Genomic DNA, 14,898 nt, shown 5'->3' with positions numbered 1-14,898 from the left:
ATCCGTACTATGTTAGTTTGGCGTAAAGTAGTATAATTACCCCAAATTTTAAACAATAAGAGGTAATTTTTTGGTTAATTGTAATTTCATGAAGTGTTTACCCACTATCGCTTCTGGTGTTCTGTATCCCAAACAAATGTTTTTATCTTTACACAAAAAAGAAAACATGCAAGAACCTTTTGATATAGAAATTGGCCCCATCAACTATTCAGTTTTTCCTGAAGGAAACGATTCGTACACCATTTTTAAAGAAGGCAAGGAGTACATCCAGATTCAAAAGGATACTTCATCTATCTGGTTAAAAATGGATTATAAAACCGAGTTGCCCATTTTTGAAGAAGATGAAGAAGTGAATGCCATTGGCCAGGCGATTGAAAAATATGTTCCTGAAGAAGATGAGGACGACAGTAACGAATTTATTGTCGATTAACAAATAATTTCACACTGGCTAACTTTATGGCGAGCCAGTGTGAAAAACATTAAATGAGCTTTAAAAGTTCTTCCGCAACTTTTTCTGATGATGCCGGGTTTTGTCCGGTAATTAATAAACCATCTACTACCGCATAAGGATTCCAATCTGCAGTTTTGCTATAGTTTCCTCCATTTTTAACCAGCATATCTTCTACAAGGAAAGGCACCACTGAAGTTAATTGAACAGCCTCTTCTTCGGTATTGGTAAAACCTGTTACATTTTTTCCTTTTACCAGGTACTCGCCATTTACTTTAACATCTTTTAGCACCCCAGGTGCATGGCATACAAATGCAACAGGCTTATTGGCAGTATAAAATGCTGTGATGAGCTGCTGAGAGGTTGCGCTTTCTGCTAAATCCCAAAGCGGGCCATGTCCACCGGGATAAAATACAGCGTCATAATCATCCATTTTTACATTGGCCAAAGGGATCGTATTTTTTAATTTATCTAAAAGAACAGTGTCTTTATCCATTCTTCGCGTGGTATCGGTTTGGAAAGATGGATCCTCACTTTTTGGGTCAATTGGCGGCTGACCGCCCTTTGGTGAGGCCAATACAATATCAATACCTTTATCGGCTAAGGCATAATATGGCGCAGCTAATTCTTCTGACCAAAAGCCTGTTTTTAAACCAGTGTTTCCTAATTCGTCGTGGCTCGTAAGCACGAATAAAACTTTCTTATTCATATTTTTTATGCTAAGTGTATCACAAAATTAGGCCTATGCTTTTCTGTGGCAAAGGACTTCAGTCACAGATTTCGTGTGCGTTAAATCACACTTTTGCCGCGAGTCTGCTCAGTGTTTCTCTGGAAATACCCAGATAGGCTGCGAGTATTGTTTTAGAAACGCGTTGCATAAGTTGCGGGTACTGCAATGCCAGTTGTTCGAAGCGTTCTTTAGGACTAGAGCTGAGCAGCGATAAAATTCTTTGTTGTAAAGCTACGTAACCAAAATTGCCCTTAACCCTGAAAAAGTGCTCCATTTTATGGCTTTCCTGACATAATTTACCCAAATTTTCTTTCGAGATATAAAGCAATTCGGAATTTTCGAGACAGCTGATATTGGTAATGGATTTAACATTGCCATAAAAAGCGCGAAAATCTGAAAGCCACCAGTTTTCCATGGCAAACTGGATAATATATTCTTTACCGTTAGCATCGGTAAATGCTGCTTTTAACAGGCCCTTAACCACGAAATAGATGTTGTGTACAAACTCATCTTCCTGGATGAGGTATTGATGCTTTTTAAGGTTTTTAGATTTGAAATGCGCGGCGATGTGTTCAAACTCCTGATCTGTGAGCGAAATAATTTCTTCGAGGTGTGTTTTTAATTCAAAACTCATGCTATAAAATTAGCTAAATAGCATTAAAAACGTTTTATTTTTTGCTTTCACAAAAAGCAAGGATAAAAGAAAAGGCCCGATAATTAACCGGGCCCTGTTTCTTTGAAATATTATCTGGTACAATCTGCCGTCCAAATCTGGCTGTCTTTAGCTACCCTGATGGTGAGGTTGCTGGCATCGATACTGATACCTGTTAAACCTGAACCGATACTCACATAGCTGTTATCGCCTTTCTTTTCGAATTTTACGCCTGTAATATCCGGAATGTTGTTGCCGAAGTAAAAATTATAGGTTTCGCCCACTTTACTCACAGTTACTTTGCCATCGGAGCTGGTGATGGTAGATTCGCCATTTCTGTACGAAACAGAACCTTTATAAGTGCCTACAAAGAAATCGCGATCGGCCGGATCGGTATCTTTTTTACACGAAACCATCACTGTTAATGCTATCAAAAGCATGCTGAAAATCTGAACTGTCTTTTTCATCTCTTTCACTTTTTAGTTTTTAAATAGGTAATAAATGTAACAGTGCTATGACAATGACTATGCCAAAGGAGGCACCTAAGCACTTTCAGTCGTGCAATTTAGATGGGGTGTTTGAAATTTAATCGACTGTTATTAAGTGATTTGATTGCTTGTCGTTATTAAGAACGGCTTTTTGTTTTTAGCGCTTTTGGGAATGCGATTTGATATATTGGATTTTTTCAGATTGAGATTAGTGGACAGTTTTGTTTAAAATCTTTCGAATTCTCCTGTCTAATTCAATTGGATTACTTTCAAAAGTATCTTCAAAATCCTGACCTATTTTATATATCGTTTTGTTTTTAGCGATTTTATAAATGCTGTAGTAATTGGAGCCAGACAAGCCGTAGGATACGATAACGCGATATTTATTATTGTATTCAGGATTTACAACAATCTCAAAATTTTTGACCTGGCTTATTTTTTTGTTTTTGGGGTCAATTAAAAATAAATAATAAAAAGAATTTCCTCCCCTACCTCCTGTATCTGAAAAAATAAGTAGGTCTTTGACGTTATCATTATTATAATCTTCGTAGGTGATATTCTCTTTAATAAAACGCAGATCAATTTGCTCCTTCCAAAATACTATGTCAGTTTTTTTGCCGGTTTTTACAAAATGGATATTAGATTTTCTCACTCCCATGTTTGTACCTTTTTCATCAAGCCCGTATTGTATTGCCAGCACATAGCTCTTATCTTTAAAAGGGTAGATGTACTGCCACTCTCCTTTCGCCTTGTTTAGATGGATTTTTTGTGCATACAAATTATTGGTAATAAGGATCAGGAATAAAAAAATGATCTTATTCATGGTTTAAAAAATGAGTGTTATGTTTCGTGGAAGTTATTCGTCTAAATATCGATAAAAATCATTGACGAATGTTTTTTGTCCGTCGTTAAAAATGTTTATACAGTTAAAGTTTATGATTAAGCCGTGTAGATATATAGAATATATAGTCTTGTTTTATTAGGAGTTAAAGATTTCAACTATAAGCCCTATATTTTATATGGCTAAATATAGGCGCCAGCAATTTATATGCTTTAACCCGCCCAGCCCTCTCTATCCAAACTGCGATAGTTAATTGATTCGGCCAGGTGCTCCATTTCTACGTTTTCACTTCCATCTAAATCGGCAATGGTACGGGCTACTTTTAAAATCCTGTCGTAGGCCCGGGCCGAAAGGCCTAGTTTTTCCATGGCCGATTTTAAAAGGATATTTCCCTCATCACTAATCTGGCATACTTTACGTACCATTTTCGGGCTCATTTGTGCGTTGTAATGCAGGTCTTCCTTATCTGCAAAACGGCGATCCTGTATTTCGCGTGCACGGATTACCCGTGCTCTGATCTCATCGCTTTTTTCGGTCTCTTCTTTTGAAGCCAGCTCGGTAAAATTTACAGGAGTCACTTCAACATGGAGGTCGATACGATCTAAAAGCGGGCCCGAAATTTTGCTCAGGTATTTTTGAACCACTCCGGGAGCGCATACACAATCTTTTTCTGGATGGTTATAAAAGCCGCATGGACAAGGATTCATCGAAGCAACCAGCATAAAACTAGCGGGATACTCTACAGAAAACCGCGCCCTCGAAATGGCTACTTTCCGGTCTTCCAAAGGTTGACGCATTACTTCTAAAACAGTGCGTTTAAATTCTGGCAGTTCATCCAGAAAAAGTACACCGTTATGTGCCAATGAGATTTCTCCGGGTTGCGGGTTTATTCCACCTCCTACCAGGGCTACATCGCTAATGGTATGATGTGGCGAGCGGTACGGGCGGATGGTCATTAATGCATCGGCAGCTGAAAGTTTCCCAGCAACCGAATGTATTTTGGTGGTTTCTAAAGCTTCGTATAAGTTTAAGGGGGGCAAAATAGTGGGTAAGCGTTTGGCGAGCATTGTTTTCCCCGCGCCCGGCGGACCAATTAAAATAACATTATGCCCGCCTGCCGCTGCAATTTCGAGTGCCCTCTTAATGTTTTCCTGTCCTTTAACATCGGCAAAATCGTGTTCGTATTTATTAATGTTTTTTACAAATTCATCCCGCGTATCAATTCTTACCTGCTCCAACGCTTCTGTTTTATTGAAGAAAGCCACCACTTGTGCCAGGTTATCTACACCGTAGGCAATTAGATCGTTAACAATACCAGCTTCGCGTACATTTTGTTTGGGCAGGATAAAACCCGCAAAACCATCTTGCTGTGCTTGTATCGCAATGGGCAACGCGCCTCTTATGGGTTGAATAGAGCCATCTAAAGAAAGTTCGCCCATGATAAAATACTGGTTGAGCTCGTCATGTGGAATCTGACCTGAAGCAGCCAGAATGCCAATGGCGATGGGCAAATCGTAAGAAGAGCCTTCTTTTTTAAGGTCGGCAGGTGCCAGGTTAACTACAATTTTTTGTTTGGGCATGCGCAGGCCCGAAACCGTAATGGCACTGGCCACACGCCGTAAACTTTCTTTTACTGCATTATCGGGCAGGCCTACCATGTAATATTTGGCTCCGGCACTGATATTCACTTCGATGGTAATGGTGAGTGCATTTACACCATAAACAGCACTCCCGTATGTTTTTACAAGCATTCAATTTTTTTAATAAAATAAATCGGGATGTGTTGTTTATCCAGAAATGGATAATCAATGGTAACTAAGATAGTAATTGTTTGCGTAAAAGAAAATACCCTGCTATCAAATTTTTAAAATCTGTAAAACAAAAAATCCCAACCATTGCTGATTGGGATTTAAATATTTAAGTTTTAAGCTTATCTGCCGAATGGCATTTTAGGCATGCCTTTCATCATAGCTGCTGCTGCGGCAGGGTTCGAAAACTGCTTCATCATTTTACGCATATCTTCAAACTGTTTAATCAGCTTACTTACTTCCTCTACTTTACTGCCCGAGCCTTTAGCAATGCGTAAACGGCGGCTTTGCTGAATGGCATCAGGATTTTCTTTTTCGAATGGAGTCATTGAGTTAATAATGGCTTCAATTGATTTAAATGCATCATCCTGGATGTCTACATTTTTCATCATTTTACCTACACCCGGAATCATGCCCATCAAGTCTTTCATGTTACCCATTTTCTTGATTTGCTGAATCTGGTTATAGAAATCGTTGAAATCGAATTTGTTCTTGCGGATTTTTTTCTGAAGTTCAGCAGCCTCTTTCTCGTCAAACTGCATTTGTGCACGTTCAACAAGCGAAACCACATCACCCATACCCAAAATACGTGAAGCCATACGATCAGGATAGAAAACATCAAGTGCTTCCATTTTCTCACCGGTACCAATAAATTTAATCGGCTTATTTACTACCGATTTAATTGAAAGGGCAGCACCACCGCGGGTATCACCATCTAATTTGGTTAAAACAACACCTGTAAAGTCTAATCTGTCGTTAAATACTTTGGCAGTATTTACCGCATCCTGACCAGTCATGGCATCCACTACGAATAAAATCTCGTTCGGATTGGTTTTAGCTTTAACCTCAGATATTTCGTTCATCAGCGATTCGTCGATTGCCAAACGACCGGCGGTATCGATGATGATTACATTATTTCCATTTTGTTTACCATGCGCAATACCCTCTAAGGCAATACCCACCGGATCATTCGATGCCCGGTTTGCATACACAGAAACGCCCACAGTAGTACCTAAAACCTCTAACTGATCAACAGCAGCAGGGCGGTACATATCGCCGGCAACCAATAAAGGTTTTTTCCCTTTACCTTTTAAATACAGGGCAAGTTTACCTGCAAAAGTGGTTTTACCCGCTCCGTTTAAACCTGCAATTAAAATAATGGTTGGGTTGGCTTTTGTATCTAATTCGGTAGCTTCGCCGCCCATTAAGGCTGCAAGCTCATCGTTCATGATTTTGGTAAGCAACTGACCCGGTGAAACGGCAGTAAGTACATTCTGCCCTAAAGCTTTTTGTCTTACTTCATCAGTAAATGCTTTTGCTGTTTTATAGTTAACGTCGGCATCTAATAATGCTTTACGAATTTCTTTCATGGTTTCTGCCACGTTGATTTCCGTAATACTACCCTGCCCTTTTAATACTTTAAACGCTCTGTCTAGCTTGTCCTGTAAATTATCAAACATCTTTTTTTAAGCTAAAGGCTTTATACCGGATGGTAAAAAGCTACTTGTTTTTAATAAAAGGCAAATGTATCAAATTTTGATTGTAAATCTTAGCAACTCAAAGTCAAAACTTTAGGCTTGGTGATTATATTTATGTTTTGATGCAACATTTTGTCTGAAAGGGAGTCTTATACCCGATTAACTTAAACGAATGAAACGCTGCATCCTCCCGGTTTTACTCCTGATATGCGCTTTTTGCAAAGCTCAGGATATTACCAAACAAAAGCATTTAGAAGCCAGAAGAACCCTGCAAAGCCCTAAAATTGATGGTGTTTTAGATGATGAATGCTGGAAAGATGTTCCGCTCGCTACCGATTTTTTTCAGATCAGGCCACATCCCGGAAAAGTGGAAACTCCCGATCGCCGTACCGAGATGAAAGTGCTTTATGATGATGTAGCCATTTATGTATATGCGCGCATGTATGATAGTCCGGATAGTGTATCGCATGAGTTGGTTTCGAGAGATAATATTGGGAATGCCGATTTTATTTCCATCATTGTCGATCCCTTTTATGATAAAATGAACGGCAATGGTTTTTTCGTTACTGCAGCAGGGGTGCAATTCGATGCCAAATACTCGCAGGTGGGCAATGAAGATGAGAATTGGAATGCGGTATGGGAAAGCGCAGTTAAGCTCGATGATAAAGGATGGACCTGTGAGATGAAAATTCCATATTCGGCATTACGTTTTTCGGGGAAGGAGGTGCAAAACTGGGGGCTTAACTTTAGCAGAAGGATACAACGGAGCAATACCCAAACTTTCTGGAATTTTGTTGACCCTAAGGTAAATGGTTTTATCAATCAGGAAGGCCTTTGGACTGGGATAAAAGATATTAAACCGCCCCTGAGACTTTCTTTTTCGCCATACCTTTCTGCCTATGTAAATCATTACCCGATTAATCAGCCCGGGGTTAAAAACACGACTTCGCGTTTTAATGGTGGTATGGATGTAAAATACGGGATTAATAACAGTTTTACCCTGGATATGACCCTTGTGCCCGATTTTGGTCAGGTCCAATCAGATAACCGCATTCTTAACCTTACGCCTTTTGAAGTAAAGTTTAACGAAAACAGGCAGTTTTTTACCGAAGGGACCGAGTTGTTTAACAAAGGTGATTTATTTTATTCGAAACGGATTGGCTCTATACCTGCCTATTACGATTACAGTGGGATTGGTAAGGATAAAATTGTGAAAGACCAAACCGAGGCGAAAGTGTTAAATGCAACTAAAATTTCGGGGCGTACAGCTAAGGGATTGGGCATTGGTATTTTTAATGCCATCACCAACAGCATGGAAACGGAAGTAGAAGATGCACAAGGTAACCTCAGGCTGGTAGAAACGCAACCGCTGACCAATTATAACATTCTGGTTTTCGACCAATCTTTAAAAAACAACAGTTCGGCTACTTTTATCAATACCAATGTGCTGCGACAGGGCTCTGCCTACGATGCCAATGTAAGTGCGTTGCTTTTTAATTTAAATAACAAAAGCAATAAATACTTTATAAATGGCGGTGCTAAAATGAGCTATTTACGAGGTGAAGAAAGTAGCACGGGCTACAGTTATACCCTGCGGTTTGGGAAACAGAGCGGCAATTTTACCTGGAGTTACAACCAGGTATATGCCGACAACAAATTCGACCCCTCAGATATGGGGTTCTTTACCAATAACAACTTTTTAGATCAGCGGATTGGTATTGGCTACAACATATACAAACCCAGTAAATGGTATAACCAATTTGAAAGCTGGCTTAACTTAAATTATTCGCGCAGGGCCATTCCGGCAGCTTACCAAAAAATAGGCTTTAACGGTGGTTATTGGGTGCAGTTTAAAAATCAATGGTCGGCAGAGCTGGATGTAAGCTGGGATAGAAAAAGCAACGACTTTTACGAAGCCCGGAACGGACAGCTTTACCACGCCCCCGAAAATTATGGCGTAAGTTTATATATCAATCCCAACCGTGCCAAAGCCTATAATTTTGGCGGAAATATCCGCTTTTTTGAGCAGGAGCTTTTTAAGGGAAAAATGTACAATTTTTACTTTTTCCAAAACCTGAGGCTGAATGATAAAGTTGCATTTGGGCTTGATTTAAACTTTAATCCCAATTACAATTATGTAAATTGGGTAACTGCACAGGGCAACCAGGCTATTTTTTCGAAATACGACCGCAGGACGGTTGAAAACTCTTTCGATGCTAAATACACTTTTACCAACCTGATGGGAATTACGGTGGTGTTGCGGCATTATTGGAGTGATAGAAGGAACAAGGAATTTTACCTGCTTAAGCCCGATGGTAACCTGACCGATTACCAGGGTGCGCCATTAACTGGCATGGATCGGAATTATAATGTTTTTAATATCGATTTAATTTATACCTGGCAGTTTGCTCCGGGTAGTACACTTTCTGTTTCGTATAAAGATGCCGCCGAAACTTACGATACTTTTTATACGCAGCGTTACAATAAAAATCTGGGCAAGATTTTAGATGCTCCACAAAATAATAGCCTGTCGGTTAAGGTTTTGTATTACGTTGATTATTTAGATCTGAAGAAAAAACGGAAAAACTAGTTGCCATAGGTTTAAACCCATCGCAAATATTATAGCCTCGCCTTACCCGGGCTGATACCAAATTTTTTGCTGAAAGCCTTGTTAAAATGCTGTACAGACGAGTAGCCCAAATCGTTTGAAATGTTTTTGATGTCCACCTGTTTATCGGCCAAAAGCTCTTTGGCTTTCATCAGCCTATAATCGCTCAGGTAGCCGAAAACCGTATTGCCAAAAGTTTCCTTAAATCCCTGCTTTAACTTAAACTCATTTATTCCTGCCGCTTTTGCCAGTTCTGTTAAAGATGGAGGCGTACAGGCATTGGCCAGTAAGTATTCGCGTGCATAGTAAATCCGTTCCTTATCGTAGGCCGATTTTAAGCCTGTTTTTTCGACTTTCTTAGCCGCCAGTTCGAAAGCCTGAGCCTGTAAAGCCAAAAGTTCAAGGCATTTCGATTGCAGGAAAAGTAATTTTAAGCCACCAGTAAACTCACAAGCCATAATATCGTTAATGCAGCTATGCATGGCCAAACTGATGGGGAGGTTTTCGGCTGATATTTCTACCGAATGATTGTTCATGATGTTCTCTGCAAAACTTTTAAGCAGTGTGCCACTTTCGCTGGTTAAATTAACAAACTGCTCGCGCTGGAAATGAACTTCAAAGAATTTGAACGGCCCATAAGTTGGGAATTCGGCCATACCATCAAAATCGGGACTGTAAATAATATTGTGTTGGTTGGCTTTAATATCCAGTCGTTTATTGGTGAGGTAGTTTTCCATAATTCCTCCACCGGTAAGCGAAAAATGTAGCTCTACCAATTCGGGTTCGTCAAAAGATTTAATCCGCAAGCGGTTCTTTTTAACTACCATATCGCCATAAACAATGTAAATTCCGGCAAAAGATACCTGCACAATCTCGGCATCGCCAAAAGGGAAGCTATATTTCTCCCTTTTTTCGGTTACCAGCGCCTGGTTAAATGCAATATCGTCGAATTTGTTGCCAACAATGTAATGGATATTGTCGTCATCGTAAATATTTAAGGCCATAAAATCCTTTTGGTATAAATTTTAATCCTTTTGATATAAAAAGACCTATTTATTGGACAACTATTTTTGCTCAAAGTTACTAAACAAATTAATACGATGCCTAAGTTACCATCATGGCTGGTCAACACAATGGAAAAGGTGATCAGCAACAAAATATACGCTGTTGAAGTTGTAGAAACGAAAATGCTCAGCAGCAACCTGAAATGTATCAGCTTTAAAGGCGATTTTTTCGACGCGAAATTTATACCGGGCAACGAGGTGCTTTTTAGGGTAAATGCCAACGAGTACCGCCACTATACTTTATCGGCTTTCGATCGGGAAGCAGATACCTGCGAGGTTATTTTTTATTTAAACCAGCAAGGACCGGGCTATAATTTTGCGGCAAATATCCAAAAAGGCGATCATTTAAAACTAATTGCCGACCGCGCAAGGGTAAAATATAATGAAGCGTCTAATCAGCATTTCTTTTTTGGCGATGAAACAAGCATGGGGCTATACGAATCGCTGGGAAAAAAAGCTGTAGATGAGGATGTAGAATATTTCGGGGTATTGGAATTGCAGGAAGAAAACTTCGATTCGGTTGATCAAATTAACCTGTTAATCGATGTTGTACCCTCCGATTTGAATGCTCCGGCTAAAAATGCCATTACCTGGATGGACAATATGCATCCACTGTGCTGGGAAATGTGGCAAAATGCTACTTTTTACCTCACCGGAAGAGCAAAATCCGTACAGCAGTTTAAAAAATACCTTAAACAACGTGGTGTGCGCTTTAGCCAGATCATTACCATGCCCTATTGGGAAATAGGTAAGGTTGGCGGCGGAGCTTAAAAAATTATTGAGGGAAATGTAAAAAGACCACGGCGCAAACTGTGGTCTTCTTATTTTATATCCAATTACCTCGGAAAGGTAAAGGCAAAGCCAAGTGCCAGGGTTTGACTGGCCTGGATTTTATTGGTACCGGTATCATCGTCAAATAACAATACGCCAGTTAAACTGGTGTTCATAAAGCGGTTTATTTTTGCTGTTAAAGCAACATCCAGCCTATGATCAATTTTACTTGCCTTAAAATCCTTATAAGGAATAAACATGGCGTATCTGGCTTTCAAATTGGTATTGGTGAAAATATCTTTATCAAATGCACTTACAATCTGGAAAGCCAGTTCATTTTTAAATTTTTTACCTTTTTCTACTGCATACACTTCTTTTTTACCATCGTATACCATTGAGTCAAGAACAAAAGTTTGACGGGCGGTACCTGTACCAATACGGGTAGAAAAATACTTTACCGGTTTGTATTCAAAACCGACTGATTCTGTTAAATAACCTGGAGCCATGAATCTCGAAATCAAAACTTTTTGCTCTTCTCCCTGACCGTCTCTGTAATAGCGGAAGCCTCTGTCAAATTGAGATTCAAAACTGATTGATCCGAAGAAATACCAGCTTTTCGACAATTGAAACGATGCTTTATTATCCCAGAAAATACGGTCGTTGGTTTTCTTTTGCAGCTGATCTTTGTTTTTAATCTTACCGTATTGCAAAACTACTTCGCTCACATAACTATAGCTGTTTTTGTTATACTCAGCTTTCCAGTTCAATAAACCGCCCACTGCAATAGAGTTCGTACCCCCACCCTTCCAGTTATCGCTAAACTGCGCCTGGTTAAGGTTAATACCAATGTTGGTTCTGGTTTTCCAGTAACTTATTTTGGCGTTAACAATAAGGGGTTTAATTTTTACGGGTTCGAAGTTTAGCGGCCCTTGTCTGCTTGGCAGCGGACTGCGTTTTAATTTTATGTTCAGGTCTTTGGTATTGATCGGAATCGTGTCAATTTCCTGAGCATATAATTGTGTAGAGCAGAGACTTAGAATAAGGGCTATGGCAGCTAAAAAGTTCTTCATTACCTACAAAGAAAAACAAAATTTTTAGAGATAAAAAGCATTTAACAAAATGATTGTCAGGATGACAAGTGTATTTGCCACTAAAACAGCCGTTTCATATTTTTTTTAACCAGCCATACCAGCTGCCTTTTTTAAGGTAATGCAGATTGTGCTCATGGTTGTAAGCTTCTTTTTCAAAAATGATGTTACGGTAGGCCAAATGGTGGTTTCGGTATTTAAACAGGTTTGCGAAATAGTTGAGCAGGTAGAGGATGTAAAAAGGCAGAATAAGTAATTCGAGTTGCTGGCGCAGATGGATTTTTTCGTGGTTAATGATGATGGCATCGTTTTTAAGCCCAGCCGATTTTACCAGTATGAATGGAAACAGGGCCATGCCGGCAGCCGGCAGCTTTTTAACGATGAAGATGGGCGCTTTCACAGCTTCTCGATGGTTATTTTGGGCAGCGGAGGTAACTGCAGGGCCTTAGGGTTTAAGCGATAACTGCGGTAGGCATTGCGGATAAACATATTAAAGGCATAATCATCTGCATCGAGCACAAACTGATAGGTTGGGCGGTACTGCTGCATGAAATCGGTAAGTTCGTCGGCTTTAATACCCAGTACCTGCTGTACCAGATTGGCATTAAAACGGAAATCGATCAAATCTTCGCGGTAATCTTTTTCGAGGATTTTTTGCAGGTGACGGGCATTCCTACCCTGCCTGCTTAAAAGGTTATAAATGGCATCAATACCTAAACCTACCCCACCGTTTCCTAAATTAAGCAGATCTTTGCTGCTGCCTTTCATGGTTTGATAACGGTACTCCTGCACATTTTTTTCGTACAGTTGCTGCGGGCTCAGGCGTTTCTGCTGGATAACCACATCACGTAAACGTATTCCCAGCGATTTAAGCTGAAAATAGGCTGCCGTTTGGCCTTTAAAAACCATAGTATCTACGCCGTAACCCGATAAAGCTGCAACAAGGGTATCGCCAGGAATGGCAAAGGTGCTAAACTCTCCTTTGGTATTGTTGTACAGGCCATCGCCCGTGCGGATGTTGTAAATGTACACCTTTGCTAATCGTTGTTTGGTTTCTTTATCAATAACAATGCCCTGCACAGGTTTGGTTTGTGCATAAAGCGCGTTACTGAAGCCAAAAGCCAGAAGAAGGATAACAAAAAATTTCATCAGATTACAAAACTACAAATATCTGGCAGGCCAGGCTTGTACTTAACATTATTTAACCTTAAGTACCTGGCCCAGTTTAATGCCATCGGTACTCATTTCGTTCAGCATTTTTAGCTGATCGACGGTTAAGTTAAAACGTTTTGCAATATTATACAAAGTATCGCCTTTTACAACAGTATAAGTTCCATCGGCTAAAACAGGCTTGGCACCAGCAGGAGGCGTTTCAACTGGTGTAAATTTGGCTTTTTCCTGTGGAATATTTTTATTGATTTCGGTAAATACCCGATCTTCACGGGCAATTTTCTGCTTTTCGGTTTCCGATTGATCGTATTGGTATAACTGATACTTTTCGATGGTGTTGATTAATAAATCAGGATAGCGGGGATTCGTGGCATAACCAGCTGTTTTTAAACCTTGCGCCCAACTTTTATAGTCATTTTTATCCAGTTGAAAAAGAAAGCTGTACCGCTTGCGCTTTAAAAATTCCGAATGGTCCCTAAAAGATTCGCGGGCATCTTTATAAACCCTGAAACAGTCGTTTTTCTGGTCATCATCGCGGAAATAGTTCTTGCCTTTCCATTCTGATGTACATTTAATACCGAAGTGGTTATTGGCATATTTGGCCAGATCGCTGTTTCCACTACCCGACTCCAGGATGCCCTGCGCCAGCGTAATACTGGCCGGAATACCCGCCGCATTCATTTCCTCTATGGCAACTCCTTTAAATTCGTCGATGTAACTTAGCGTGTTATAGCTTTTGTAATTGTTGTTGTTCGCTTTATTGGCCTCTTTTTCGATTTGTTTATTGTTTTTCGAAAATTTTCTGGTGCCACACGAGCTAAAAAAAACAAGGATTGCCGCTATAATGAGAAGATGGTTGGCTGAACGCATAGGGATGGTAATGTTTATTGTTTAAATCGGTTAATTGTATTGTTAAATTGTTATAGCAAACGCCATACACTAATTGGCCATTGTTGAATTGTTTGACCGGTTGCTCAAGCCTGGTCATTGTATTTTGGTTATTGCTTATTAATTGCCAACTCAAAACTTGAGCTTCTGTCCTGGTTTTAAGTTTACTTTTTTCATGCCGTTTTTCTGCATCAGCGCTTTAACGGTGGTGCCTTTCTTTTTCGCAATTACACTTAGGTTATCACCTGCTTTAACAGTATAGATTTTAGATCGGGCTGCGGTTCTTTTGCGGTGACGTACCGGGCTGGCATAAACGGGTTCTTCATAACCTTCAGGCCGCTCATCGTACTGGTAAAGTTCATATTTTTTAATCAGCCCGATCACCTGTGAAGCCCAGCTCCGGCTGCGGGCATAACCACAGCTTCTGATTCCGTATGCCCAGCCTTTGTAATCGTACTGATCGTATTTGGCAAAAAGGTTGTTAAAAGGCTCCCGGGTTTCCATAATCTCAACAAAATGACTGTAAGATTCATCGGCATTTAAATAATCGCGGTATGAAGAACGGATTTCGGCATTGTTGTTAGGGCCTTTTACACCAAAGTGATTGTTGAGGTGTTGTGCAATTTTACTGTTCCCCGAAGCCGATTCGTGTATGGCAACTGCTAAGATAATGCTGGCCGGAATTTTATGGTCGCGCATTAAATCCTGTGCATATTCTACATGCTCTGCAATATACTCGTCTGTATCTTGAGCCCTGGAAATAATTGCTATTAAAAGAAGCAAACAGAAAGTAAAAACTCTTTTCATTTTCTTTTTTGGTTAAGCGGTTAATCGTTTAATTGGTTAACCGGAGTTGCCAAATCA

15 protein-coding genes are annotated in these 14,898 nt (G+C 39.9%); 3 read left to right on the top strand and 12 right to left on the bottom strand.

Features of this window, described 5'->3' with window-relative positions; all coding sequences use genetic code 11:
- Positions 1-88: 88 nt before the first annotated feature.
- Positions 89-430: a hypothetical protein gene (locus tag BLR37_RS08710; protein ID WP_244154626.1), complete on the top strand. Its 342-nt coding sequence runs from the start codon at positions 89-91 to the stop codon at positions 428-430.
- Between the two features lie 49 nt (positions 431-479).
- Here BLR37_RS08710 and BLR37_RS08705 read toward each other — a convergent pair whose 3' ends face one another.
- The 6 genes from BLR37_RS08705 to ffh form a co-directional block, all read right to left on the bottom strand.
- A complete protein-coding gene (locus BLR37_RS08705) occupies positions 480-1,157 on the bottom strand; it encodes a type 1 glutamine amidotransferase domain-containing protein (RefSeq protein WP_090767259.1) in 678 nt (225 codons plus the stop codon).
- 85 nt (positions 1,158-1,242) lie between these two features.
- A complete protein-coding gene (locus BLR37_RS08700) occupies positions 1,243-1,812 on the bottom strand; it encodes a Crp/Fnr family transcriptional regulator (RefSeq protein WP_090767255.1) in 570 nt (189 codons plus the stop codon).
- A gap of 110 nt (positions 1,813-1,922) precedes the next feature.
- On the bottom strand, positions 1,923-2,297 hold the full coding sequence (locus tag BLR37_RS08695; protein ID WP_090767249.1) for a hypothetical protein: 375 nt from the start codon (positions 2,295-2,297) through the stop codon (positions 1,923-1,925).
- Between the two features lie 229 nt (positions 2,298-2,526).
- The gene (locus tag BLR37_RS08690; protein WP_090767246.1) at positions 2,527-3,141 is read right to left on the bottom strand and encodes an XAC2610-related protein; all 615 of its coding nucleotides are present in this window, start codon (positions 3,139-3,141) and stop codon (positions 2,527-2,529) included.
- A 230-nt stretch (positions 3,142-3,371) separates the two neighbouring features.
- Positions 3,372-4,910 (bottom strand): YifB family Mg chelatase-like AAA ATPase, encoded by a 1,539-nt coding sequence (locus tag BLR37_RS08685; RefSeq protein ID WP_090767243.1) that lies wholly within the window; start codon positions 4,908-4,910, stop codon positions 3,372-3,374.
- A gap of 179 nt (positions 4,911-5,089) precedes the next feature.
- A complete protein-coding gene (gene ffh, locus BLR37_RS08680; RefSeq protein ID WP_090767241.1) occupies positions 5,090-6,427 on the bottom strand; it encodes a signal recognition particle protein in 1,338 nt (445 codons plus the stop codon).
- A gap of 190 nt (positions 6,428-6,617) precedes the next feature.
- Here ffh and BLR37_RS08675 point away from each other — a divergent pair, with 190 nt between their 5' ends.
- Entirely contained in the window at positions 6,618-9,035 is a 2,418-nt protein-coding gene (locus BLR37_RS08675) for a DUF5916 domain-containing protein (RefSeq protein WP_090767239.1), read from the top strand.
- 29 nt (positions 9,036-9,064) lie between these two features.
- On the opposite strand, the gene BLR37_RS08670 is transcribed toward BLR37_RS08675, so the two are convergent.
- Positions 9,065-10,057 carry a helix-turn-helix transcriptional regulator gene (locus BLR37_RS08670; RefSeq protein ID WP_090767236.1) on the bottom strand — a complete coding sequence of 331 codons (993 nt, stop codon included), beginning with the start codon at positions 10,055-10,057 and terminating at the stop codon, positions 9,065-9,067.
- Between the two features lie 96 nt (positions 10,058-10,153).
- Here BLR37_RS08670 and BLR37_RS08665 point away from each other — a divergent pair, with 96 nt between their 5' ends.
- The gene (locus BLR37_RS08665) at positions 10,154-10,888 is read left to right on the top strand and encodes a siderophore-interacting protein (RefSeq protein WP_090767233.1); all 735 of its coding nucleotides are present in this window, start codon (positions 10,154-10,156) and stop codon (positions 10,886-10,888) included.
- 65 nt (positions 10,889-10,953) lie between these two features.
- Here BLR37_RS08665 and BLR37_RS08660 read toward each other — a convergent pair whose 3' ends face one another.
- The 5 genes from BLR37_RS08660 to BLR37_RS08640 all read right to left on the bottom strand — a co-directional run bounded on the left by BLR37_RS08660 (position 10,954) and on the right by BLR37_RS08640 (position 14,841).
- Entirely contained in the window at positions 10,954-11,958 is a 1,005-nt protein-coding gene (locus BLR37_RS08660) for a DUF3078 domain-containing protein (RefSeq protein WP_090767230.1), read from the bottom strand.
- 94 nt (positions 11,959-12,052) lie between these two features.
- Entirely contained in the window at positions 12,053-12,376 is a 324-nt protein-coding gene (locus BLR37_RS08655) for a hypothetical protein (RefSeq protein WP_244154625.1), read from the bottom strand.
- Positions 12,373-13,125 (bottom strand): hypothetical protein, encoded by a 753-nt coding sequence (locus BLR37_RS08650; protein WP_090767227.1) that lies wholly within the window; start codon positions 13,123-13,125, stop codon positions 12,373-12,375. Before BLR37_RS08650 ends, BLR37_RS08655 begins: the two co-directional genes overlap by 4 nt.
- A 48-nt stretch (positions 13,126-13,173) precedes the next feature.
- The gene (locus BLR37_RS08645; RefSeq protein ID WP_039474196.1) at positions 13,174-14,016 is read right to left on the bottom strand and encodes a glucosaminidase domain-containing protein; all 843 of its coding nucleotides are present in this window, start codon (positions 14,014-14,016) and stop codon (positions 13,174-13,176) included.
- Between the two features lie 150 nt (positions 14,017-14,166).
- Positions 14,167-14,841, bottom strand: coding sequence for a glucosaminidase domain and LysM peptidoglycan-binding domain-containing protein (locus BLR37_RS08640; protein ID WP_090767224.1), 675 nt, complete (start codon positions 14,839-14,841; stop codon positions 14,167-14,169).
- Positions 14,842-14,898 lie beyond the last annotated feature (57 nt).

Source organism: Pedobacter soli (assembly GCF_900101435.1).
GTDB classification, from domain to species: domain Bacteria; phylum Bacteroidota; class Bacteroidia; order Sphingobacteriales; family Sphingobacteriaceae; genus Pedobacter; species Pedobacter soli.
Note: the sequence above shows the minus strand (reverse complement) of the source record. Positions and strands in the feature narration are given on the sequence as shown.

What these genes read in the sequence shown, in the direction of transcription:
- BLR37_RS08710 (WP_244154626.1), top strand. Translation starts at nt 89, where the DNA reads ATGAAGTGTTTACCCACTATCGCTTCTGGTGTTCTGTATCCCAAACAA.
- BLR37_RS08705 (WP_090767259.1), bottom strand. Translation starts at nt 1,157, where the DNA reads ATGAATAAGAAAGTTTTATTCGTGCTTACGAGCCACGACGAATTAGGA.
- BLR37_RS08700 (WP_090767255.1), bottom strand. Translation starts at nt 1,812, where the DNA reads ATGAGTTTTGAATTAAAAACACACCTCGAAGAAATTATTTCGCTCACA.
- BLR37_RS08695 (WP_090767249.1), bottom strand. Translation starts at nt 2,297, where the DNA reads ATGAAAAAGACAGTTCAGATTTTCAGCATGCTTTTGATAGCATTAACA.
- BLR37_RS08690 (WP_090767246.1), bottom strand. Translation starts at nt 3,141, where the DNA reads ATGAATAAGATCATTTTTTTATTCCTGATCCTTATTACCAATAATTTG.
- BLR37_RS08685 (WP_090767243.1), bottom strand. Translation starts at nt 4,910, where the DNA reads ATGCTTGTAAAAACATACGGGAGTGCTGTTTATGGTGTAAATGCACTC.
- ffh (WP_090767241.1), bottom strand. Translation starts at nt 6,427, where the DNA reads ATGTTTGATAATTTACAGGACAAGCTAGACAGAGCGTTTAAAGTATTA.
- BLR37_RS08675 (WP_090767239.1), top strand. Translation starts at nt 6,618, where the DNA reads ATGAAACGCTGCATCCTCCCGGTTTTACTCCTGATATGCGCTTTTTGC.
- BLR37_RS08670 (WP_090767236.1), bottom strand. Translation starts at nt 10,057, where the DNA reads ATGGCCTTAAATATTTACGATGACGACAATATCCATTACATTGTTGGC.
- BLR37_RS08665 (WP_090767233.1), top strand. Translation starts at nt 10,154, where the DNA reads ATGCCTAAGTTACCATCATGGCTGGTCAACACAATGGAAAAGGTGATC.
- BLR37_RS08660 (WP_090767230.1), bottom strand. Translation starts at nt 11,958, where the DNA reads ATGAAGAACTTTTTAGCTGCCATAGCCCTTATTCTAAGTCTCTGCTCT.
- BLR37_RS08650 (WP_090767227.1), bottom strand. Translation starts at nt 13,125, where the DNA reads ATGAAATTTTTTGTTATCCTTCTTCTGGCTTTTGGCTTCAGTAACGCG.
- BLR37_RS08645 (WP_039474196.1), bottom strand. Translation starts at nt 14,016, where the DNA reads ATGCGTTCAGCCAACCATCTTCTCATTATAGCGGCAATCCTTGTTTTT.
- BLR37_RS08640 (WP_090767224.1), bottom strand. Translation starts at nt 14,841, where the DNA reads ATGAAAAGAGTTTTTACTTTCTGTTTGCTTCTTTTAATAGCAATTATT.